At 39.7% G+C, this 23,493-nt stretch carries 25 protein-coding genes and 1 tRNA gene; 17 read left to right on the top strand and 9 right to left on the bottom strand.

Annotated elements, in window-relative coordinates:
• Positions 1-291 precede the first annotated feature (291 nt).
• The 4 genes from ABID99_RS13475 to ABID99_RS13490 form a co-directional block, all read right to left on the bottom strand.
• A complete protein-coding gene (locus tag ABID99_RS13475) occupies positions 292-2,151 on the bottom strand; it encodes a WG repeat-containing protein (RefSeq protein ID WP_373614018.1) in 1,860 nt (619 codons plus the stop codon).
• A gap of 147 nt (positions 2,152-2,298) precedes the next feature.
• Positions 2,299-2,378: transfer RNA gene (locus tag ABID99_RS13480), tRNA-Leu, on the bottom strand.
• 19 nt (positions 2,379-2,397) lie between these two features.
• The gene (gene hscB / locus ABID99_RS13485; RefSeq protein ID WP_373614019.1) at positions 2,398-2,922 is read right to left on the bottom strand and encodes a Fe-S protein assembly co-chaperone HscB; all 525 of its coding nucleotides are present in this window, start codon (positions 2,920-2,922) and stop codon (positions 2,398-2,400) included.
• 50 nt (positions 2,923-2,972) lie between these two features.
• Positions 2,973-3,167 carry a hypothetical protein gene (locus ABID99_RS13490; RefSeq protein WP_176624244.1) on the bottom strand — a complete coding sequence of 65 codons (195 nt, stop codon included), beginning with the start codon at positions 3,165-3,167 and terminating at the stop codon, positions 2,973-2,975.
• Between the two features lie 106 nt (positions 3,168-3,273).
• Between ABID99_RS13490 and ABID99_RS13495 the strand changes: the two genes are divergently transcribed.
• Positions 3,274-3,666, top strand: coding sequence for a hypothetical protein (locus ABID99_RS13495; RefSeq protein ID WP_354482310.1), 393 nt, complete (start codon positions 3,274-3,276; stop codon positions 3,664-3,666).
• Positions 3,667-3,747: 81 nt separating this feature from the next.
• Here the strand turns inward: ABID99_RS13495 and ABID99_RS13500 are convergent, their stop codons facing one another.
• Positions 3,748-5,379, bottom strand: a complete 1,632-nt coding sequence (locus ABID99_RS13500; protein WP_373614020.1) for a carboxylesterase/lipase family protein — start codon at positions 5,377-5,379, stop codon at positions 3,748-3,750.
• Positions 5,380-5,522: 143 nt separating this feature from the next.
• Between ABID99_RS13500 and ABID99_RS13505 the strand changes: the two genes are divergently transcribed.
• The 14 genes from ABID99_RS13505 to ABID99_RS13570 all read left to right on the top strand — a co-directional run bounded on the left by ABID99_RS13505 (position 5,523) and on the right by ABID99_RS13570 (position 18,578).
• Entirely contained in the window at positions 5,523-6,272 is a 750-nt protein-coding gene (locus tag ABID99_RS13505) for an NUDIX domain-containing protein (RefSeq protein ID WP_090525072.1), read from the top strand.
• Positions 6,273-6,438: 166 nt separating this feature from the next.
• On the top strand, positions 6,439-6,873 hold the full coding sequence (locus ABID99_RS13510; protein WP_188831766.1) for a VOC family protein: 435 nt from the start codon (positions 6,439-6,441) through the stop codon (positions 6,871-6,873).
• Between the two features lie 105 nt (positions 6,874-6,978).
• Positions 6,979-7,200, top strand: coding sequence for a hypothetical protein (locus ABID99_RS13515; protein WP_090525068.1), 222 nt, complete (start codon positions 6,979-6,981; stop codon positions 7,198-7,200).
• A 64-nt stretch (positions 7,201-7,264) separates the two neighbouring features.
• Positions 7,265-7,648, top strand: coding sequence for a VOC family protein (locus ABID99_RS13520; RefSeq protein WP_090525066.1), 384 nt, complete (start codon positions 7,265-7,267; stop codon positions 7,646-7,648).
• Between the two features lie 427 nt (positions 7,649-8,075).
• A complete protein-coding gene (locus tag ABID99_RS13525) occupies positions 8,076-8,462 on the top strand; it encodes a PleD family two-component system response regulator (protein ID WP_188831764.1) in 387 nt (128 codons plus the stop codon).
• Positions 8,443-9,531, top strand: a complete 1,089-nt coding sequence (locus ABID99_RS13530) for a sugar transferase (protein WP_188831763.1) — start codon at positions 8,443-8,445, stop codon at positions 9,529-9,531. Before ABID99_RS13525 ends, ABID99_RS13530 begins: the two co-directional genes overlap by 20 nt.
• Before the next feature lie 4 nt (positions 9,532-9,535).
• A complete protein-coding gene (locus tag ABID99_RS13535) occupies positions 9,536-10,219 on the top strand; it encodes a TolC family protein (RefSeq protein ID WP_176624230.1) in 684 nt (227 codons plus the stop codon).
• 3 nt (positions 10,220-10,222) lie between these two features.
• Positions 10,223-12,388 (top strand): AAA family ATPase, encoded by a 2,166-nt coding sequence (locus tag ABID99_RS13540; protein ID WP_188831762.1) that lies wholly within the window; start codon positions 10,223-10,225, stop codon positions 12,386-12,388.
• 47 nt (positions 12,389-12,435) lie between these two features.
• Complete coding sequence (locus tag ABID99_RS13545; protein ID WP_175489921.1) at positions 12,436-12,573, top strand: hypothetical protein; 138 nt, start codon at positions 12,436-12,438, stop codon at positions 12,571-12,573.
• A 24-nt stretch (positions 12,574-12,597) separates the two neighbouring features.
• Positions 12,598-14,085, top strand: coding sequence for an O-antigen ligase family protein (locus tag ABID99_RS13550; RefSeq protein ID WP_373614022.1), 1,488 nt, complete (start codon positions 12,598-12,600; stop codon positions 14,083-14,085).
• A 24-nt stretch (positions 14,086-14,109) separates the two neighbouring features.
• The gene (locus tag ABID99_RS13555; RefSeq protein ID WP_176624223.1) at positions 14,110-14,724 is read left to right on the top strand and encodes a DapH/DapD/GlmU-related protein; all 615 of its coding nucleotides are present in this window, start codon (positions 14,110-14,112) and stop codon (positions 14,722-14,724) included.
• Between the two features lie 10 nt (positions 14,725-14,734).
• Entirely contained in the window at positions 14,735-16,078 is a 1,344-nt protein-coding gene (locus ABID99_RS13560) for a lipopolysaccharide biosynthesis protein (protein WP_373614024.1), read from the top strand.
• A gap of 9 nt (positions 16,079-16,087) precedes the next feature.
• Positions 16,088-17,305 carry a glycosyltransferase gene (locus tag ABID99_RS13565; RefSeq protein ID WP_373614025.1) on the top strand — a complete coding sequence of 406 codons (1,218 nt, stop codon included), beginning with the start codon at positions 16,088-16,090 and terminating at the stop codon, positions 17,303-17,305.
• A gap of 58 nt (positions 17,306-17,363) precedes the next feature.
• Complete coding sequence (locus ABID99_RS13570) at positions 17,364-18,578, top strand: glycosyltransferase family 2 protein (protein WP_373614026.1); 1,215 nt, start codon at positions 17,364-17,366, stop codon at positions 18,576-18,578.
• Positions 18,579-18,717: 139 nt separating this feature from the next.
• Here the strand turns inward: ABID99_RS13570 and ABID99_RS13575 are convergent, their stop codons facing one another.
• The 4 genes from ABID99_RS13575 to ABID99_RS13590 are packed head-to-tail and all read right to left on the bottom strand — an operon-like array spanning position 18,718 to position 21,270.
• A complete protein-coding gene (locus tag ABID99_RS13575) occupies positions 18,718-19,269 on the bottom strand; it encodes a hypothetical protein (protein WP_373614027.1) in 552 nt (183 codons plus the stop codon).
• Positions 19,270-19,283: 14 nt separating this feature from the next.
• Positions 19,284-19,619, bottom strand: a complete 336-nt coding sequence (locus ABID99_RS13580; RefSeq protein WP_176624213.1) for an STAS domain-containing protein — start codon at positions 19,617-19,619, stop codon at positions 19,284-19,286.
• Entirely contained in the window at positions 19,620-20,759 is a 1,140-nt protein-coding gene (locus ABID99_RS13585; RefSeq protein WP_373614029.1) for a PP2C family protein-serine/threonine phosphatase, read from the bottom strand. It abuts the gene before it with no gap.
• 10 nt (positions 20,760-20,769) lie between these two features.
• Positions 20,770-21,270, bottom strand: coding sequence for a hypothetical protein (locus ABID99_RS13590; protein WP_373614030.1), 501 nt, complete (start codon positions 21,268-21,270; stop codon positions 20,770-20,772).
• A 77-nt stretch (positions 21,271-21,347) separates the two neighbouring features.
• On the opposite strand from ABID99_RS13590, the gene ABID99_RS13595 reads away from it, so the two are divergent.
• Together ABID99_RS13595 and ABID99_RS13600 are read left to right on the top strand one after the other, a co-directional pair.
• Positions 21,348-22,271, top strand: a complete 924-nt coding sequence (locus ABID99_RS13595; RefSeq protein ID WP_373614031.1) for a glycosyltransferase family 2 protein — start codon at positions 21,348-21,350, stop codon at positions 22,269-22,271.
• Positions 22,268-23,443: a glycosyltransferase family 2 protein gene (locus tag ABID99_RS13600; protein WP_373614032.1), complete on the top strand. Its 1,176-nt coding sequence runs from the start codon at positions 22,268-22,270 to the stop codon at positions 23,441-23,443. Before ABID99_RS13595 ends, ABID99_RS13600 begins: the two co-directional genes overlap by 4 nt.
• The last annotated feature ends 50 nt before the right edge of the window (positions 23,444-23,493 follow it).

Consider the following 23,493-nt stretch of genomic DNA (forward strand, 5'->3'; position numbering starts at 1 on the left):
AGAAAAAAAGCCGGGATAAAAACTTCGAAAAGCTTTCATCCCGGCTCGGTACCGATCAGCGGGAATACTTTCAATATTTAGAAAGCTTTTTGCGGCTTATAGAACCAATAATCTATGATCTAAAATCGAAAGGATTTATAAAAGAAAGTTAATGGATAAATGAAAACTGATTTTAATAGGCTTCTGTTTTTTTATGTAGCGGTTTTGAATTGAACCGGAAATTTGAAATTTTCAATATTTCTTCTTGTCGAGAATCAAGGAATGTCCTATATAGTTTGGATATCCATACATCTAAAAATTATTCAACGTTTTACGCCTAAATTGGGGCAAAGGCTTAAGCAGCTTATTCCCAAATAAATCGAAAACATCATAACTAGTTGGTACAGTTACAAGAGGATCTTCATGGAAGGCGAATATGTGATTTTGGATGGAAATGTTTTTATAAATGAGCGGGACAATCAATCTTCCTTTAATATCTACTACTCCTTTTTTCACAGTTTCATAGTGCCATTCATAATCGTCACCGTCAAAAACCATGTTTCCACCCTGATAAACAACAAACAGATTATAATCCGTCTCATCAATCTTATTATATTCAAAAGGAATAACAGTTTCGTTAAGGTAATTAATAACTCCGTATACTAACCCTTCTGCAGAAATACTATCACCATCTTCAGTTTCATATCTGTGAGGGTAATTAATGTGGCCGTTAGCAACCAATATTAAATTTTTATTTTTTTTGAAAGGCTCCAATTGATCGTATTTCGGTGTTATAATTTCATTAAAGTCCGAATCCATTAATCCCCATTTGCCAATATAATCAACCCAGTTACTATCAGTCTTTGAGCCGTTTAAGGTTAAGTACAAATAATCGCTACCGTCAAATGGGTTTATTGACAGATGGAATGCGAATGAATAATTAAGTTTCTTAACAATTGTACCCGAATTGTTAATTGCACAGAGCTGTTGATCAACTGGCGCCAAAACTAACTTGCTGGCATCTATATTATACCAGACTTTAAAATCATCTATAATATGATCATCTATTTCTAACAATATGTTATCCTTGAAATCAATTAACATTCTTTTACCTGATTTTTCAGTTTTTACAGAAAGAATACCATTTCGGCAAACATGTAAATCGAAATAATTAGCGCGTAATAAAATGTTAAATCCGTCATTCAATACACCAATTTTAGAAGCATATTTGGAATAGTATTCTTGATAAAACAGGTAGCCATTGCGTTTTTCTATGTAAGAAAATTTACCGGTTTGACTTAAAATTTCTCCTTTCTCGTCTATCAGGAAATACTTCCTGGTATCAAGAATTTCGTTTTTATATACAAGAAAAGCTTTATTACCTAAATAGTCTGCTCCATTATAAACAGGCGGTATTATAATTTGTCCTATTTCATTTATCACACCATATTGATCTTCAGTTGCTCTAATAATTGCATAGCCATTAATAAAGTTATAAATGAGTTCAAATTCACTTATTGAAGATATTTGCCCGGTTACGTTTATCAGATATGAATATTTATCAGATGTTTCACCTACAACAAAATTAGACCCCAATGGTAATTGTATCATTTTGGCATAGTTAGCCTCTATTATTATCTGTCCTTTTTTATTAATAACGCCGTAGCGAGGTGAATTGTGAGTAACAGACCTTAAAGCAGTATACTTAGTTATTTCAGCGTAATAATAAACAGCATATCCGTTATTAAACCCGTAGATATGATTATAGCCGAAAGGGATTATTATGTTGCCGTCCAAGTCGGCACATCCACATTTTTCATTTTTTACTATGCTGAATAAGCCTTCTGAATAGCAGTTAATTTTTTCAAATTCACAATTTAAGATTAATTGATTCTGTTTATTTATAACTCCCCATTTAGCGTTTTGTAACACGGCAGCATATCCCGAACTCCCAAAACTAAAACCATCGTAAGTTCTTTGCCAAGTTGTATTATAATCTTTTTCGATGGGAACGATATCATCATAAATACAAGGGACAACAATTTCTCCGTCAATATTTACTATTCCATATTTTCCATAATTAGAAATCTTAACATACAAATCGTTGTCAAATTTGCCTAAATAGTATTGTTCTTCTATTTTAATTGTTGGCTTTGATTTCATAATATCCATTTAATAAAATTACGTTTATTAGATTTATAAATGAAAGCTTGAATAGTGAGGATTATGACTTGTGGAGAAAACAAAACCCTCTCTACGCATTTGTAAAGAGGGTTTCTAATTATTACAGTAAAGTTAGGTAGTACCTAACTTTACCTGTACCCAGCGCCGGAGTCGAACCGGCACGGTTTCCCACAGGTGTTTGAGACCAGCGCGTCTACCAATTCCGCCAGCTGGGCATGTTGTAAGTGTCTTTCCTTACAAGCGGGCTGCAAATGTAGATAAACTCTCCTTAATTCGCAACAGATATTTTTGTTTATAGTAAATATTTGCAATTTCTATCCGGCGGCTTTCCTTCGCGGTATCGTCCAACTGTTCATAATCTTCGGTCAGCTTCGCCAGCTCGTCATTCATATCACCTTCAATAGCAAGTGTTTCTGCGGTTATGGCAGCCAGGTGCGTTGCATCATCAACTTCCATAAGGCGCTCATTAATATCCATCATTTCCATTAAAAAATCTGCAGGCAATTGTGGTTTTGCCCCTTCAGATACCAGGTCATGCAGTTTTAAAATGTATTCCAAGCGCTTTGCGGGGTCACCAAGCGCATGGTAAGCCTTGTTATTTAGGGTAGATAGCTCCAGGATCTCCTGTTGCCTGGTTTCATCCTCATTGGCATAAAAATCGGGATGGTAAAGCTTGCTCAGCTCATAAAACTTTTTCTTAAGCAGCGCCTGATCAACCTTAAAAGATTCGGGGATGCCATAAAATTCAAAATAGTTCATAGGGCAAAGATAACTATTAACAATTTATCCATGCCGCTATCAACTTAATGTTAAAATAAGTTATCTGCTACGCGTTGGTCGGTTTCGGCTTTTTCTACCAATTCTGTTTTGGGGTGCATATCTACAAACAGCTTTCTGTCTTTAGTTAAAGTGGGCGCTACGCCCAATATACCTATCCCGGCAGTGGCCAATGCCATAAACAATATAAGCCCGCAAAGCCTTATGAACTTTTTAAGTCTTTTCATTTCGATCTCAGAAAATAAACGACAGGTATTATCCTTTTAGGTTTGTTCCTAAATAATTTATGGGAATGATTACCACATTGGGTAATCAGTAAGGAAGAATTATCCTATGAGGGAATTATCGGCATCGCCTAAATCCGGATTGAAATCTTTATTGAAAAGAGCCTGTTTGTTGAGTCTGCCGGGTATAAACAATTTCGAAGTTTGTTTAATGTTGACATCGGCTTTCCTGCTATGCAAAAAGCTTAACGCAGCAGGACAGCTATCCCCGGAAATAAAAGTTGAACGATTATTCCGCTTAGCCGTTTTAAGAGCCGCTTTATATGATAATGATTTTGAGACCCTGTTTACAAAACTGACAACTAAAGTTGTATCAGGTAGAGCTATCTTATTTGCAGTTTGGGCAGTGAGCCCTGAAAAAGTAAAAAAGCCAGGTATTATAATGGCAGTTAACAACCATTTGGATAACACGCTTTTTACCGGACAAAATTTCATTATATAAATGTAATGATATTGATCCACAAAAAAGGCCCCTGCGAAAAATCACAGGAGCCAGCCCATTGGTCTGAAAAAATCTTATTTCTTATTTCATGTAATCTTTATCCAAAAACAGGTAGCGCGCCCGGTTAACCTCCGGCATCTCCTCGCTTTTAACGTCAATATTCATAAATTTAACATGATTGTTATCCTTAATTGCCGACCATTTTGGCAAGCCTGCGCCGTTAGGGTTGCCAGTTTTTATAAAGTTGGCAAAATAGTTTTCCATGGTTTCGGATACTTTGAAATCATCGGGTGTCCAGGCATAGGTTTTGTTCCCGGCCAGGTTTCCCATGGCATATTCAATTTCTGAAGCATGTGCTGCCCCCACCGGCGGCGGCATTTTCGGGGCAGGTTTTGCGGCGTCGCCCTTAACCACACCACCGGCAAGCCCAGGGGTGGCATTCCCCATAGAAGCTACCATGGCCGGGCGCACCCGTGAAAACAGGTAGCGGTAAACCGGCTTCCCTCCCGTTTGTACCTGCAAGTCGGCCCATTTCCAGGTGCTGTATACGATAAACCGGTCGCTTGATAGGTCCGTTGCAACTTTGATCACTTCCCCGTCATTGGCAGCCGGGTATAGTTTCAATGCTTCCTCTGCCCTGTCACCATATAATTGTTTCAGCGTTTTGGTATAATTTTCAAGCGTTGGCGCATCGCCACGCATCATGAACTGGAATGGCACTTCGGCCGAGTTCCAGCCCACTAACAAAGGAACTTTGGCCTGTTCGCCCGCCATAAAGATCTCAGGCAACGATTTTGGCAACAGGTAATTATCAATAGTGGCCGACATTGGCGGTGTACCGGGTTTAAAAGCATCGTTCAGCAATTGTTCGGCGGGTATGGCCCGGAGATCGGCCAGGGTATTGGCTTTCTCGTTAGCAGCAAACTTGAGGCCGTTTTGTTCAGCATCAGCCAATGGTATAGGGAAAAGTGTTGGTTTGATACCCGCGCCACTCTCGCCGATAGCACCCGCGATCAGGTCTTTTGATAAAGGTGAAGCCATTTGTACCGATACGGAGATAGACCCTGCCGATTCACCCGCAATGGTAACACGTTTGGGATCGCCGCCAAAGGCAGCTATATTTTTTTGTACCCAAAGCAAGGCCAGGTGCTGATCAAGGTACCCATAGTTGCCCGACGAATGGTTAGGTGATTCTTTAGTTAATTCGGGATGCGAAAAAAAGCCAAATACACCAAGTCTGTAATTAACAGTTAAAGCTACAATACCTTTTTTAGCCATGCTTTCACCATCATAGCGCGATTCAGAACCATCGCCGGCCATTAAGCCCCCACCGTAAAAATAAACCAATACAGGCAGCTTCTCTTTGGCTGATTTTGCAGGTGTCCATACGTTAAGGTATAAACAATCTTCACTCATACCCGATGAACGAAAGCCCATATCACCAAAAATGGGCTTCTGCATGGGGTTATGGGCAAAATGATCGGCCTTTAATGTACCCTCCCAGTTTTTGGCGGGCTGAGGCTCTTTCCAGCGCAAATCGCCCACGGGCGGCTGTGCAAAAGGAATACCTTTAAAACTTAATACGCTTGATGCTTCGCGAGTGCCCTCAAGCGCACCGTTCTCAACGGTGGTTTTGTTTGCCGATAGCTGCGCCATTACTTTTACCGAGGCAACTTGTGCAAGCAACAGCATTACTAAAATTGATTTCTTCATTACTGGTATTTGGTTAGTCAGGTTTAATTGATAGAGATTTTTTGAATTCGATCCTTATTGTATCAATTTGTTACAATAATAAATTATTTTTCGATAGCTATCAATTTTTTTTATTTACTTGTGCCTTTGTTTTATTACGATACATGAATAAAGAGTTTTACCAACTGGAAAATAACATCGCGGGCGAGGGTTTTCTACCAGGTCTTGCTATAGATACAGTTATTTTTGGTTTTCATGACAACCAATTAAAGGTATTGCTGCTGGCTTATAAAAATACCGGGCTATATGCGCTTCCCGGCGGCTTTATTCATGATAATGAGGATGTGAACGAAGCGGCGCGGCGGGTACTTCAAAGCCGAACAGCCTTAACCAACATCTACCTGGAACAGTTTTATGTTTTTGGCAATTACAGCCGGTATGATCCCGGGCCGCTTAAGGCCATTATGCAGGCCCGTGGCTATAACCCACCCGCTGATCACTGGTTATTAAAGCGTTTTATTTCGGTGGGATACTATGCGCTGGTTGATTTTACCAAGGCTATCCCAACACCCGATGAAATATCTGATAGCTGCGACTGGTACAGCCTGAATGAACTGCCTGCGCTGATGCAGGACCATCAGCAAATTATTAATAAAGCGCTGGAAACCCTGCAGAATGAGCTTGACCAAAAGCTGATAGGTTTTAACCTCATGACCGAGGAATTTACCATGGGCGACCTGCAATCGCTCTACGAAACCATTCTTAACAAAACGCTGATCCGCGCTGCTTTTCAGCGTAAAATGCTGGGGCTGGGTATTTTGGAGCGGGTGGCAAAAAAATGGACTGGCGGCGCGCATAAGGCACCATACCTATATAAATTTGTTTCGGACGGAGTGCCGGCGGATAATAGCTAAAGCCGGCAATACCCTCTTTATTGATCCATCTGTGTGTTTTGCGATGAAACAATGTCGCAATTAACCCCTTAACATGTCTTGATACCCCCCTCCTATGTTAGGGTACAAGACTTAATTTTACTTTTATAAAATCACTCAATTATAAATCTACAAAAAACATCACATCATGTTAGCTATCAATCCTTATTTAAACTTTAACGGTAATACCGAAGAAGCTTTTAACCACTACAAGTCAGTATTCGGTGGTGAGTTTGCAATGGTTATGCGTTTTAAAGACTCGCCTGCGGCTGCCAATACACCCGAAAAAGACCAGGATAAGCTTATGCATATTGCACTCCCCCTTGCTAACGGCAGCATGCTGATGGGTACGGATGCGATTGGCGCGGGAGGTATGCCATTCGTAACTATGGGTAATAACTTCTCGCTCACCATAAGTGCCGAATCAAGAGAGGAGGCAGACAAACTGTATAGCGGTTTAGCCGAAGGCGGTAACGCTGTTTCGCCTATGCATGATGAGTTTTGGGGCGATTATTTTGGCTGGCTTACCGACAGGTTTGGCATAAACTGGATGATCACATACAATCCTAACGCCACCAAATAATAATTTATTGATTCTTTAGGGGCTGGTGAACCAAACACCGTCCCTAAAAAATCAAACATTTCTATTGTTCAACCAAAGGTTTTAGGTACACACCAAAACAGGCTTATGATAGTAGAAGTTTTTAAAACCAATGTAAATAAACGCCGCCAGGCTAATATGCTTTTGAATGCCATCCATAGCACGTTTGGCAACCATAAAGCCAATTTCGATCTTGATGATTGTGACCGGATTTTGCGGGTACAGTGCGATAGCGGCACATTATGCGCCCACTCGCTCATCAATTTTTTAAATGAGTTAGGTTGCCGGGCCGAAGTTTTGGAAGGCTAAACTCACTTTTACAAAACAAATTATTAAAAAGCAAGGTAGTATCAATAACATAAAGTCAACTATCATGTTAAAAGACAGCAAAGCATTCAGCGGATTTTCGGTAGATGATACAGCTAAAGCCAGGGCGTTTTATGCTGATGTACTTGGGTTAGATGTAAGTGATGTACCCGAAATGCAAGGCTTACTTAACCTTAATATTACAGGGAGCACCCCCATATTAATATACACTAAACCCAACCATACCCCGGCTACCTTCACCATCTTGAATTTCCCGGTTGATGATGTGGAAAAAACAGTTGATGAACTCAGCGCACGCGGTGTTAAGTTTGAGATTTATAACCAGGAGAATTTTAAGACAAACGAAAAAGGCCTTTTTCTTGATGGGGGGCCCAAAATAGCCTGGTTTAAAGACCCCGCCGGAAATTTTTTATCCGTGATAGAAAAGTAGCGCTATAAATACCTATACCCGGTATAAATTAAATCCCATTTTGGGGAATTACAGCTACCCGCCGTGGGAATAAATTCCTCGACGGTTATTAACTTTCTGTTAATATCGCAATTTTTCACAACCATTTTATATATTAACCGTATAAAAGCCTACTAAGCCTTTGATTTCGGCTGTTTTTTTTATTTGAGGAATGTTTTTTGCATGCAATTACAGTGAAAAACAAAACACGCTAATTGTAAGGCTATTTATTTTATATTTAGCTGTTAGTTAAAAACGGCTAATAAACCATTTCCTTTTCATTAATAACATTTATTAAATTTATATTTTTTTTAACATATCAGCATTTACAATAAATAATAATAACATACAACAAACTGATTAACAAAACATTTGCTTCTCTTTTATAAATAATCCCCATTAATTAAGCATGAAAAGAACGCTACTTATAGTTGATGATGACTTGAGTATCCTAAAACTGCTCAACTTCATTCTGTCAAAAGAATATGATATTGTAGTTAAAAATAATGGCATCGAAGCTTTCAGCTGGCTCGAAGACGGCCATATGCCCGAATTGATTATATCCGACCTCCAGATGCCTTATTTTGACGGCCAGTCTTTTATTAAGAACGTAAAGATTAGTGGCTTTTATCGTGAAATACCTGTTATATTGCTATCGGCCGCCCATGATCTTGATGCCCAGGTAAGCAACATGCCCTTTAAGGTTGATGCTTACATTCACAAGCCGTTTAACCCAACTGCATTAAAAACAGCTATTAATCAAGTTTTACAAGTTTATGAATCACCAAACATCTGATTGGAACGAAAGTTCAGGTTCTAATATCAGGATAGCCTATGCCGGCACCGAGTTTAAGGAAATGATTTCGGCTGGACTAAATGAAGGCTTTAAAATTGCTTACAACAACTCTATTGACCAGTTGAATGATTATTTAGGCGAGCAATCTATTTTATCCGTTCCTGATATTATTTTGGTTGAAGTTGATACTGAGGGCAAATGGATTAAAATGGTTGAAGAAGTTAAGCAAAGCTTTCTTCTTAGTGGTTTAATTATTGTACTTCTTTCATCACAAAATGATAAAACGCTAAGACAAAAAGCCATTAAATTAAAGGTTCATGATTTTTATGGCGAACCGTTTTCCATAAGTGACCTTCGCGAAAGGCTTAACTTTTTGGTGCGCTTTAAACTGATAAAGCCCAAATTGCTTGAACTTTCAAAAGTAGTTGATACGACTTATAAAATGCCGGCAGGTAAGCGTCTTATCGATCTGGTAATTTCAGGCGGTATGATGTTTGTATTATCGCCTGTTATGCTGATAGTTGCTATTTTAATTAAGCTGGATTCAAAAGGCCCGGTATTTTACAAAAGCAAACGCGTAGGTACAGGTTATAAAGTATTTGATTTTTATAAGTTCAGGTCGATGCGTACCGACGCCGATCAATTGCTGGCCAAGTTATCTGCCGAAAATAATCAATATGCCGCCGAAGGAGGCGACAATAAAGTCGCCTTTGTAAAAATCAAGAATGATCCGCGTATTACCAAGCTGGGCAATTTCTTACGCAATTCAAGTCTTGATGAATTACCGCAATTATTCAATATACTACGGGGCGATATGTCGGTAGTTGGTAACAGGCCATTGCCTTTATATGAGGCCGAGATGCTTACCTCAAACGAGTGGTCGATGCGTTTTCTTGGCCCTGCCGGTTTAACGGGCCTATGGCAGATCAGCAAACGCGGAAAGGAAGACATGTCTGAACGTGAAAGGAAAAAATTAGATAATTTTTATGCGCAGAAATATTCTATTTGGTTAGATTTAAAAATTATTGCCGGTACAGTACCCGCATTATTCCAAAAAGAAAAAGTATAACTATATGCCCCTGAAACTGAAGCCCATTTATATTTTTATAATTGCTCTTTTATTTACCACCCGCGTACATGCGCAGCAAACTTCATTTGTAAGTGACATTAACTATCCTTTTCTTGAAAAACTTATAGCAACTGCTAAAAAAAACTACCCCGAAGTAAAATCCCGTCAAAGCCAGGTAAATGCAGCCAAAGCCGTTTATAACTCAGCCGTGTTTTCATGGCTTGATGGTTTAACTGCATCTTACATTTATAGTCCGCAAACGTCTATCAACATTTCGCAGCCAACCATATTTAAAGGTTATCAAATAAGCCTTTCGCTAAACTTAGGACACCTGTTTTCGAGGCCGGGAGTTATCAGGCAAACGAAAGAAATTTATAAAGCAGCCGAATTTCAACAGGCCGAGTATATGTTAAGCCTTGAGGCCCAGGTTAAACGTCTTTACTTTTCATATCTGGCAGCACAGGCCGAACTAAGACTGCGGGCAAATGCTGTAATTGATGCCGAAAGTGCTGTTAAGCAATTAAAATACGCGTTTCAAAAAGGCGAAACAACTTTTCAGATCTATAATGAACAGCTTACCACCTTATACAGCCAAAACGCCTTTAAAGTACAAGCTGAATTATCGACATTTACAGCCAAAACCAATCTTGAAGAATTATTGGGTACTAAATTAGAAGACGTTAAGTAAAAGATGGAGATAGGCAATTTTTTCAATCTACTAAAGAAATACAGAACTGTACTGATAATAATACCGCTTGTAGCAGTAATCACTTCTTTTTTCCTGGTAAAAAACTTACCTGATAATTACCAGTCGCACGCGGAAATAGCCACCGGCATAGTTGACGCGTCCAGCCATCTTCTTGATCAAGATCCGACGACTAACGTACAAGAGCAACAGGTTTACCGCGAATTCAGTAACCTCATGGCGATCATGAAGCTAAAGAAACTTATTGACCAGGTTTCTTATTCGCTCATGATCCATGACCTGAGCGATCCTTATCCCTTTCGTAAACAAAGTAAGGAATTACTTGAATTGCGGCCTTATGAAAAGGATAACGTATTAGCGATTTTTAAAAAGAAATTTGCCACCCTTCAACCGTTATCTGTTTATGATAAAACCGAGAACTCACTTATTGGTTTGCTCAGGTCAATGAAATACGATGAGCGTAACATAGTAAAAGACCTGCTAATTTACCGTGAAGAAAGCAGTGATTTTATTTCTGTAAGTTTTAATTCAGAAAACCCTCAGCTTTCGGCGTTTGTAGTGAATACATTATGCAAACAGTTTATCGACTATTATACCCAAAGCGTAAAGCAAAATGAATCAAATGCAGTAAATTTTTTATCAAATCTGTTAGATACCAAACGTAAGGCGCTGAGTGAAAAAACCAGCGAATTACAGCAATATAAAATTCAAAACGGTGTATTGAACCTGGATGAGCAGTCCAAAGCGATTTTTAGCCAGATCATGACTTACAATGACAGAAAATTGCAGGCCGAAAAGGATGTAATATCCAATCAGGGCGCCATTGATGCTATCGTCCAAAAGTTCTCACCCGATGAAAGGAAATATGTTGAGTCGATAACCAACAAATACAACCAGGCTATCATTTCCACTCAGGACCAATTGCATATACTGGAAGACCAGTATGTACGCAGCGGGTTTAATAATAAGTATAAAGAATCTCTTGATTCGTTACAGAAACAGCTCTCAAATCAGGTAAATTTAACATCTGATAAATACATTACCAATCCGCTTGTGGCTAAAGAGGATCAGGTTAAACAAAAGCTTGGTCTTGAGATTTCCCGCGATTTGGCTAAATACAGCGTTAAATCAATAAATGACGAGCTCACGAATCTTAATGCTAAATTCTCTCGCCTGGTTCCGTTTGATGCGAAAGTAAAAACCCTTTATTTTGATATTGATATTGCAGGTAAAGAATATCTTGATGTATTGAACAAATACAATGAAACTAACCTGCGTTCAAGCATTTCAATAAAACTGGTCCAGATTGAGATGGCCCAGCCGGACGTGGCCCAACCTTCAAAAAAAATGCTGCTTATTATATTAAGCGGCATGGGCAGTTTATTTGCCTGTCTCTTCTGGCTGTTCGTATTATTTTACATCGATGATACTATTAAAAGCCCTACCGAACTGGTTAATAAAACCCAGCTACCGTTATTAGGCTATCTGAATAAGATCAGCGGTGAGAATCTCGATCTGCGCAAGCTGTGGGATGTGGAGCACCGTGAAAAAATGAAAACCTTTAAAGAGCTGTTGCGCTCTATACGGTTTGAGATTGACCAGGAATTAAAAGGTGAAAAAATTTTAGCCATAACAAGCATTGAGCCTGGCGAAGGCAAAACACTGCTGGCGATAAGCCTGGCGTACTCTTACTCCATGATTAACAAAAGAGTATTGTTAATTGATGGCAACTTCAATAACGCCACGATAAGTAATACCGCTCAGCCGCAGGTATACCTTGAAGATTATTTTAAAAACAGCCAATTTGGCCAACCCGAGCTCAGCAGTTCAAACACTACCGTTTTAGGCAACCGCGGAGGTGATGTAACCCTGCTTGAAATTGGCAGCGAAGGCTTTGTTAAGAGCAAATTTGACGAGCTGCGGACTAAATACGATATTGTGATTATTGATACTGCCCCACTTACCGCGCTTAATAAATCCAAAGAATGGTTATTATTTGCAAATAAAACAATAGCTGTATTTGAAGCCAACAGGAAAATAAACAATATTCAGAAACAGCACATAACCTATTTAAAAGGGCTCGAAAACAAGTTTGCCGGCTGGGTACTCAATAAAACCGAATACAATCAGAACAAAGAAAAACGCTCCTAATTGAACGAAGCGCGCAACACCGGTTCATATACTTAACGTTACTTAAAATGAGAATTGACCCTCCCAAACCTAAAAAGGATCCGTTTGGAGATTTAAGTCCGCTTCAAAAAAAAACACGCAAAGCGGCTATAGTATTTGCGTTTATCAGTGTATTTGTATGGGCTGTGAAGATCTTGTTCCTGTAAATTTATAAAAAGAGTTACTACTTCATGCGCAATGAACCAACAGGTAATACTGAAATTAAGCAAAACTTTTGGAAAGCGCTTCTGATTCAAAAGTTTTCGCATCCGTTTGCCCTGTTTTTTCTGCTGATTATCTCACTTGTGATAAGTTTTTTAACCTATAAGCTTGGATTTATAGGGGTAGGTGCTGTTTTAGCGATAACTATAGGTTTACCTATTGTATTTGCCATTACCGTTTATCCTGAATTCGGAATTTGCGCGCTGATCATAGGTGCATTTTTCATCAGTTACGTTGCTGAATTATTACCAAGCGGAGTACCCATCGGTACATTGATGGATGTAACCACCTATCTGCTTATCCTTGGTTTTTTTATAAAACAGCGCACCGAACAAAACTGGACCTATTTTAAAAATCCTATCAGCTACATGATATTGGTATGGCTGGCTTACAATATGTTTGAGTTTGTAAACCCAGCAGCCGCATCGCGGCTGGCCTGGATTTATACCGTTCGGACTGTGGGTTTCATTATGCTGATGTACTTTGTTTTTGTTTACCAGATCCGCACGGTAAAGTTTATAAAAACGCTTTTAAAGCTTTGGTTATTGCTGGATATACTGGCGGGAATTTCTGCTTTTCAACAAGAAAATATAGGTTTTTTTTCATTCGAGCGCCGATACCTGTATTCTGATCCTACCCGTGTAAGCTTGTTGTTCATCAACGGTCATATGCGTAAATTTGCCATCTTCTCTGACCCTGTTACATTTTCATACAACATGGTTATAGGCGCATTGCTCTGTGTTGTGCTTATCATGGGCAATTTACCTGTTAAACGCAAAGTATTACTGGGCTTTATAGCTGCTTTCTTCTTATATGTTATGCTCTATTCCGGTACAAGGGCTGCCTATGTATTGGTACCAGGAGCGCTTTCCATGCTGGCCGTTTTAAACTTCAACAAACGGGTTTTATTTTTCACACTTGTGGCAGGAGGCATGCTCGGCATTTTGATAGTAATGCCGACCTCCAACCCATTGATCAAGCGGTTTCAAACAGCTTTTAACCCATCCGATGACGCATCTTACAACGTCCGTGCTGAAAATCAAAGGAGGATCAAGCCTTATATCCTTTCCCACCCTATTGGTGGCGGCTTAGGTTCTGTAGGCGTTTGGGGCCGTAAGTTTTCACCAAACTCCATGTTAGCCAAATTCCCGCCCGACAGCGGGTATGTGCGCGTAGCTGTTGAAATGGGCTGGCTCGGGCTCATCTTATTTTGTACACTATTTTTTGTGGTGCTTAAAACGGGGATAAACTTTTACTTCAGTATCAAAAACCCTGAACTTAAAAACTACTGCCTGGCTATGTTGCTAATCTTGTTCGCGTTCAATATTGGTAACTTTCCGCAGCAGGCTATCGTTCAATACCCATCAAACATCCTGTTCTACCTGGCCATATCCATCCTTGTAGTATGCAAGCGCCTTGACAACCAGGAGCAGGAGCAATTAAAAAAAATAGTATAGGGACAATACTAATTAATTAAGCAGATGTCATTTGTATCATCCATAAAATCAAATCCCAAATTAAAAAAATTAGTCCACTGGATGCTTATTCCGCCCGGACAGTCGAGGCCAAGGCTTTGGGTTAGGCTGATACTTAACCGCTTTTTCCATCACCGGGGCAAAAACAGTGTAGTAAGGTTTAATGCACGGATGGACCTTTTTCCGTTTAACAAGTTTTCCCTTGGCGCAAAAAGTATTGTGGAAGACTTCGCTGTGATCAATAACGGCGTTGGCGATGTATTTATCGGCGAAGGATCAGGCGTTGGCATCGGTACGGTAGTAATTGGCCCGGTTAAAATAGGCAATTTCAGCATGACCGCGCAGCATGTTGTAATATCCGGCCTTAATCATGGCTATCAGGACGTAAGTATACCGCCCCGCCATCAAAAAGTAACCACCCAATTAATTACTATTGATGATAATGTGTGGATAGGCGCTAATTGTGTGGTAACCGCCGGTGTAACTATAGGTAAACATTCGGTTATTGGGGCCGGCAGTGTGGTTACAAGGGATATCCCGCCTTATTCGGTAGCAGTTGGCAACCCCGCCAAAGTAATAAAACAATATAATTTTACAACACAATTGTGGGAGAAAGCGTAAAACATGATACATGAGTTTATTTAAAAAATTAATAAACAAACACACGCTTTCACTGGCGACTAACGCCGTATTACCGGTTTTGGGAATGGTAATACTATCACTGCTGGCCCGCCGCTTAAGTAAACCCGCCTTTGGCAACTATGTATTTTTCCAGATTGTATTTACACTGGCCGATACCTTTCGCACGGGTTTTCTGCAAACATCGGTCATTAAATTTTATTCGGGCTCCACATCCGAAAGAATGAAAAATATATCAGGATCCGCCTGGTACCTGGGTTTTATGGTCACCTGCGTATTTGCCGTCGTAAATCTCCTGATCTATTTTATTTACACAAATCCGGATGCTGATATAGGAATTACACTTAAATGGTTCAGTATCATTTATTTATGCACACTCCCATCGGCGGTGAGCCTTTGGACGCTCCAGGCCGAAGAGCGCTTTGATAAAATGTTCACCTTGCAATTAATGAACCAGGGAGGTTTTCTGGCGCTGGTGGTTGGCGTTGCCGTTGCAGGCAAATCAAATTTTGAAACAACTATATATTGTTACTTTACAGCTAACCTGTTAAGCAGCGTTATTTGCATTATTACAGGCTGGGCTAAGGTAAAAACCATAGCATACAAAAACTGGGCTACAATAAAACAAATGGCCCATTTTGGTAAATACAGTGTAGGCACGTCTATAAGTTCGTACCTGCTCAGGAGCTCCGATACGTTTATCGTAAAGCCTATGTTCAGCCCCGACCTGTTGGCTGTTTACTACATTCCGCAACGACTTATGGAGATTTTTGAAATCCCGCTCAGGGCTTTCATTTCTACTGCATTGCCGGTAATGTCGGCAGCGGTACAGCGGGGCGATCAAAAATATGTCACCTACATCATGAAAAAATATGCGGGCATGCTTACCATAGCGCTTACCCCTATCGCTGTGATCTGTTTTGCTGCTGCCGACCTTATTATTGGACTCCTCTTCGGCGCTAAATACCAGCATTCTGATGCAGGCAATATCTTCAGGATTTTTATGTGTTATGTAATGCTGTTGCCTATCGACAGGTTTTTCGGGATAACGCTTGATATCATCAATAAACCACATCTTAACATGATCAAAGTGTTCCTGATGCTAACAGTTAACGTAATAGGCGATTTTACGGGGATTCTCATATTCCACAACCTGTATGCGGTAGCAGTTGCTTCTATCTTTACCTTTGCTACCGGCGCTATATTTGGGTACTGGGCATTAAAAAAACATCTTCAGTTTAAAATATCCGACATCTTTGTCTTAGGCTACATCGAACTAAAAGAGCTTATAGGTGTTGTGATGGGCAAAATAAAAGGAAAACGACTAACTGAATAATTAAGTTATATGGAGCTTAAAAATCGGCATATCGTAATATTTTCGCAAATGCAGTTTGATAGCCGCCTCGAATCAACAAACTATACTATGGCCAAACATTTGGCCAAAGATAACTACGTGTATTATGTTGACAGGCCCTATACCTGGAAAGATTATATCCAGTTTAAAAATACGCCGGGCTATAAGGCACGCAAACCGCACTTCTTTTCTCCCAAAAATAGTTTTATCCAAACAGAGATCCCTAATTTAAAGATTATTATTACGCCTCCGGTGCCGTCGATCAATTCATTGCCCGAAGGAGCTGTCTATCGGCTGGCCGTAAAGGTGAACGAACGAATTGTAGCGGCGAGGCTCAATAAAATTATTAAGAGCCTTGAAATAAAGGACTATATCTTTATCAACTCCTATGCGTTTTACTACCCAACCATGCACCGGTTGTTGAAATTGAAACCATTATTAAAAGTTTATCATTGCGTTGATCCCCTTATTGAGGAATACCAGATCCGTCACGGCCTTATATCCGAAGATATATTGGTGAAAGATATGGACCTGGTGATCAGCACCAGTAAAGAGTTACGCAATGCAAAAGCAAAACTTAACCCTAACTCGTACTTCGTACCAAATGCAGCCGACATCGGCCATAGTCAAAAAGCGCTGGATCCGGCGTTGCCTGTGGCAGATATCCTTTTTGATATCCCTAAACCGATAATCGGTTATTTCGGCAATATTGAACGACGTATTGATTATAATTTATTAACACAGCTACTCGAACAAAACCCCGATAAAAACTTTGTATTTGTAGGTCCGGTTGGTAAAGATTATGAGAATAATCCTGCTTTTAACGCGCCTAATATTTTCAAAAAAGGAGCAGTACCCTATGAGCAGTTGCCTGCCGTGCTTAAGGGATTTGATGTTGCTATTATCCCCTTCAAAAAAGATGATGTAAGCAGTTCCATTTTCCCGCTTAAGTTATTTGAATACCTGGGATCGGGCCGGCCGGTAGTGATCACTGATTTTAACGAAGATTTAGAAGAGTTTACCGGCGACAGCGTATATATCTGCAAAAATGTTGATGAATTTTCTGCTGCCCTTAATTTATCGTTAAACGACACTCCTTTTTTACAACAAAAAAGATTAAAAATAGCCGCACAAAATACATGGGAGCACCGTATAACAGAGATCAAAAGTTTGCTGGCAACAAATTTGAACAATAAACGGAAAAGTTAATTTTTAATAATACAAACCTGCTGCTAATTAATACAAACAGGGTTTAGCAATAAAACACATGGAAATCATTAAATTCATAGCATCCCTAATCGCCATTTTGCTGTTTATATACCTTGGTGTATATAGCCTGTACCTGTTTGTATTTTCGGTACTCGGAAAATTAATCCCTATCAAACCGCCTGCTACAGCCACCGCACTCAGTAAATTCATAGTTTATATCTGCGCTTATAAAGAAGATGAAATTATTTTAAACTCGGCGGCGGCGGCACTAACTATCGATTACCCTAAAGATATGTTCACGGTTTGTGTGATAGCCGACTCCATGAAACCTGAAACCATTGTTAAATTAAAGCAGATGCCTTTGCAGGTAGTAGAGGTGGTTTTTGAAACCAGCACCAAATCAAAAGCGCTGAACAAAGCCATTGAAAACACGGCGGTTGGATTTGATGCCGCGGTTGTTTTTGACATTGATAACATTGCCGCGCCCGATTACCTATACCAGATCAACAACTATTTACAAGCAGGTCACCGGGTGGTGCAGGGCCATAGGGTAGCAAAAAACTCAAACACACAGGTAGCAATACTTGATGCTGTAAGCGAAGAAGTTAACAATCACATTTTCAGAAAATCGCAGCAATTGTTTAATTTTTCGGCAGCCATTATAGGTTCGGGTATGGCCTTGGAGTACAACCTGTTTGTAAATGTAATGTCGCGTATTGATGCCGTGGGCGGGTTTGACAAGGAAATGGGCTTATTATTGACCCGTGATAAGATCCATGTTGCTTATGCAGAAAAAGCGTATATCTACGATGAAAAAGTGAGTAATCCCGCAGTGTTTGAAAAGCAGCGTAAGCGCTGGCTTTCGGCTCAGTTTAACTTGCTTAAAAAGTATGGAGCAACCGCGCCGGCCCAATTTTTCCGCGGCAATTTTGACTACGTGAATGAGATTTATCAGATGGCTATCCTGCCGCGCGTATTAATGCTTGGCCTGATGCCTTTTATGCTATTGATCTCTTTTTTTACTCCGGGCATAGGCCCGCACTGGCATTTGTGGCTCGGGGCAACAGTGGCTTGTTACCTTGGCATCATAGTTGCCATACCAACATCGTTTTATAATAGAAAACTTTTAGAAGCCATGCTTAAACTGCCGCTTATATTTTTTACCATGTTTTTACTTCTGTTTAAGTTAAAAGGGGCAAACAAAAAGTTTATTCATACACCGCACGATAATGCTCCTGCAGAACCGGTAAACGAAGAGACAGCTGTGAAATAGCGAAAACGAGTGTGATAATTAATTGCCCAATAATATAATTACTTTGCCGAAAGTTTTTTCTCTGATGGTTGTAGTTCGGTCACTTATATAGAATACCCTAACCCATTAACAAAGGCCTTCAGAAATTATGCAATGATGCCTAACGCTGTTTAAGTTCAATTACCGAGGTAAATGTATTCACGCCTGTATCAGGTTTATGTTTGTAGTTAAACGCATCGCTGGCACGTGCAATGATCATCAGGCCATAATGTTCATTTAACCCCATAATGGTTTCCTTGTTAACATACCGCACATCGAGGTCTTCTGTAAAAAATTCTAACTGATTACTGTTTTTTACCCGTCCTTTTAATGTACCGAAGTCATCGCCGTAAATAGCAATTTCGTTTTGGGTAAATTTGCTGTGCGTTAACGGCCAGGTTAACAATGCCTGCCTGGTATTAATTTGCAGCGGCCTTCCCTTATCCTGTTTACTTATATATAATTTGTTATTTTTCAGATCGATCCCGATACTGGTAACATCATCGCCCATGTGCTTGAGCGAATTAGTAAGCAGTTCAATCAGGATGGTTTTTATCCTGAAGCCGGCGTCATCATCAAGTATATCTTTTGTTATGTTTTGGATATAATTAATGATTTGGACAGTTAAAGGATAAATACCTTCGGTTTCATTGTTAAAAACAAATTTTTTCAAGGTAGTAAATTCGTTTATGCCCCGGTTAAAGCCTCCTGTGTATTTGTATAGATCCTGAACACCTTATCAAGCCGCACTAATTGAAACAAGGACCTGATATCATTATTTAAACCAACTACGGCAATGTCTCCCCCGTTGTTCATGGCCAGTTTAAGAGCCGATACCAATGCGCCTAAAAAAGAACTGTCAACATATATTACCTGTTCAAAGTTTACAATAACATACTTATTTCCTTTATTGATCAGGCTCATCAGTTCCGACTTAAATTGTTCAGCATTTGCCAAATTCGCCTCTTTAAGCTGAATATCCGCAATTAATGCATTATTAAGCAGATGTGTTCGTAATATCATTTAGCTGTTTTTTTGAATAAATATTAAACTGCAGTCATCAATTTGTTCTCTCGCTTTTTCGTTCAAAAAGCCATCGTATTTTAAGGTTGCAAATGAATTGGTTTTACCAAGATATTTTTCAATCTCATCAATAAAACTGTTCAGATCAGTTTTCTTTCCTGCCGGTGTCTCTTTATCTATCAATCCATCTGTTATCATGATCAATTGATCACCAGGCTGCATGGTAAATAAATGTTCATCAAAGCCGCCCTCTTTACTAATCCCCAGCAACAAACCTGATGAGTTAATCCTGTTAAGTTTATTTTCCCTGGAGCTAAAATACAACAGCGGCAAGTCGCCCGCGCCGGTATAACTTAGCGTTTCATTCTCCGGATCGATCCTGACAAGTGAAAGCGTCGACAACACGTCGCTCACAACCGGGTCATGATAAATTACCGAGTTGATTTTTTGCATGATACTTTTGGTTGATACGTCCCCTTCCGAAACACATATCCTTACAGCGGCCCTTATATAGCTCAGATAGCCGAATGAAAAAAACCACGCTCCCCATTTTTTGCCCATCACATCGCCCAGGATAATAAAAGTATACCTGTTATTTATAGTTAACACATCAATAAAATCTCCGCCAGGGTAATTCTCAAACGATTTATGCCAGAAATCTATTTCAAAGCCATTAATACGGGGCATTTCCTGCGGAACAGAATACAAATTTAAGGCTATTGCGGCGCTGCTCAGCTCCCTGATCGTGTGTTCGTGGCGTTCGCGGATGCTGTTCAAAAAATTATTGATCTTTGAGATAATGACCACAATGGGTGTATCCTTATCAATGTAGTCAATAGCATCAAGACTGATCCCCGCTATCATGTGAGCGTGATCGGTAACTGATGTTAAAAACATAAAGGGGATATTTTTATACTCAGGTACAGTCATTAAATGCTGCCTGAATGCAAAACCATCTGTACCGGGCATTTGATAATCAGACAAAATCAAATCGGGGATCTCATTTTCAAGCACCGTCATAGCTTCCTCTACATTACCTGCCTTGCGGCTAATAAAACCCTCTTTTTCCAAAGCCTGCCCTATAACCATCAAAATCAGCGGGCTATCATCAACCAGGAGTATTTTCGGACGTTTAGGCATATTAGTGAATTCAGGCGTTAATTTTTCGGAGTAGGGCATTTATAAACAAATATACACCCGATAATACTATTAACACCGATATAACATCCATTAAAGTTATACCGTCGTCTTTTGAAAAATAAAAAATGGTAAACATTTCAAAATATGGCGGTGCAGGCATGATGATCATGGCTAAACCAAGTATGATCATGGTAACCGCAATTGCTGCCAAAACTATATGTTTTATCCTTTCATGCAGCAGGTATTTCTTCGATTCCCGGCTATCAACCTGGTGTTGGGTAAGTAAAAATTCCAGGTTTGTTACCATATCAAGCCGGCTTTGCTCCTGATCTAACCCGCTAAAGGCATCAAATTTTTGCTGGTTCGAATTACTTTCAATAGCATTATTTATTTTTTGCTGTATGGCTTTAACAAGTTCTTTATCAACATTCCCCTTTTTCAGCAATTGTATAAGCTCATCTGCTTTTATGGTAAGCAGTGACTCATCATTATTTGGTTGGTTATTATTCAAAGGAATATAGTGATATAATTGGTTAACTTTTACTAATATTAGCCGTAAAAAGCAATATTGATAATAACCCCTTTTAGATGAAAAAAGTTTCTGTTGTTACTGTAAGTTTTAATCAGCCATCCGTTACCGAGGAAATGTTATTATCAATTAAAAATACAAGTACTTATAGTAATATAGAAATAATTGTTGTTGATAATGCAAGTAAGGTAGATCCGGTTCCCGGCTGGAGAATAAAATACCCCGAAATAATATTTATCCGCTCTGATGTTAACCTTGGTTTTGCCGGTGGAAATAACCTCGGGCTTACGGTAGCAACCGGCGATTATATTTTTATGGTGAACAATGATACCGAGTTTACCCCGGGTTTAGTTGAAAAACTGGTTGAGGTAATGGATAGTAACACCGCCGTAGGAATGCTGTCGCCCAAGATCAAGTATTTCAGTGATAAACAATTAATACAATATGCGGGCTACACGCCTATGAACTATTACACCTGCCGAAATAGTGTGATAGGCTTAAAGCAAAAGGACGAAGGTCAGTTTGATCATATAACTGCGCCTACAGCCTACTGCCACGGAGCAGCCATGATGATCAGGAAAGAAGCTATTGAAAAGGCGGGTATGATGAGCGAAAACTTTTTTCTTTACTATGAAGAGGTTGACTGGTGCGAGCACATCATAAGAGCGGGTTTTAAGGCCTGGGTTTGTACCGATGCGCTTATTTACCATAAAGAATCTGTTTCGGTGGGCAAAAAAAGCAAACTAAAGGAATACTTTATGAACCGGAACAGGATCCTTTTTATCCGCCGGAATGCCCCGCCGCTTAAAAAAGTATTATTTTATTTTTATTTTTTGCTGATTGTGGTACCCCGTAACCTGGTTAACTACGTCAAAGAAAAACAATACGACTTTATTCCGATGCTTTTTAAAGCAGTATGGTGGAATTTTACCCACTCAAAAAACAGCAGCAATTTAGGATACCCCATTAACACCATAACATGAAAATAATTTTAGCCATAAGCCTTTTTATTGTTTTTTACACTTTTGCCGGGTATGGGATTTTTCTGTACCTGATCATCAGGATCAAAAGGGCTTTTAAAGGCCGGAAAGCTCTTCCTTCAGAAAACCTGGATGAACTTCCTACCTGTACTTTGGTGATAGCCGCTTACAACGAAGAATATTTTATTGAGCAAAAGATCAGCAACAGCCTCCTGCTTAATTATCCCGAAGGAAAACTAAAACTGCTTTTTGTGACCGACGGGTCATCGGATAAAACACCCGATATTGTTGCCAGGTACCCGCAGATACAATTGCTGCACCAGTCACAGCGCGCCGGCAAAATAGCCGCGGTACATCGGGCCATGAGCTATGTTAATACCGATGCGGTTGTATTTACCGATGCCAATACATTTTTAAATAAAGATGCATTGATCAAGATCTGCAGGCATTACAGCGATGCAACAGTTGGTGCCGTTGCGGGCGAAAAACGGGTACATATTGACGAGAACGCAGATGCCAGTGCAGCTGGTGAGGGGTTCTACTGGAAATATGAATCAGCCCTGAAAAAATGGGATTCGGAGCTATATTCGGTTGTTGGCGCGGCAGGCGAACTGTTTAGTGTGCGCCGCTCGCTATATCAGCCTGTTGAAGCGGATACTGTGCTTGACGATTTTATGATCTCGATGCTGATAGCTGCTAAAGGCTACCGCATTGTTTATGAACCTGAAGCATACGCTACCGAAACTGCGTCGGAAAATGTGTCGGAAGAGTTAAAACGAAAAGTGAGAATAGCTGCCGGTGGGATGCAATCTATTTTAAGGCTAAAAAAATTATTCAATCCTTTACCCTACCCGATTTTATCGTTTCAGTATATCAGTCACCGGGTTTTAAGATGGACCATTACACCGTTCCTGCTTATTTTATCGTTTATTTTAAACATTCTGCTGGCTCTTAAACCTGGAGAAACAGCTATGCAAGGACTATTATTGGCACAGGTATTGTTTTATTTACTGGCTTTGCTCGGGCTGATAATGGAAAAGCGGCAGCTCCGTATTAAAGTCCTTTTCATTCCCTATTATTTTTGTGTTATGAACTATGCGGTACTGGCCGGTATCATCCGTTATTTTAGCACGAAGCAAAGCGCTGTTTGGGAAAAGGTGCAACGAAAGCAGTAAAACATTGATTTAAGTTTTAATGACAGCTATTTTTTGAATGTTAAACATCT

The sequence above is a fragment of the Mucilaginibacter sp. OAE612 genome, from assembly GCF_041806395.1.
Classification (GTDB): Bacteria; Bacteroidota; Bacteroidia; order Sphingobacteriales; family Sphingobacteriaceae; genus Mucilaginibacter; species Mucilaginibacter rubeus.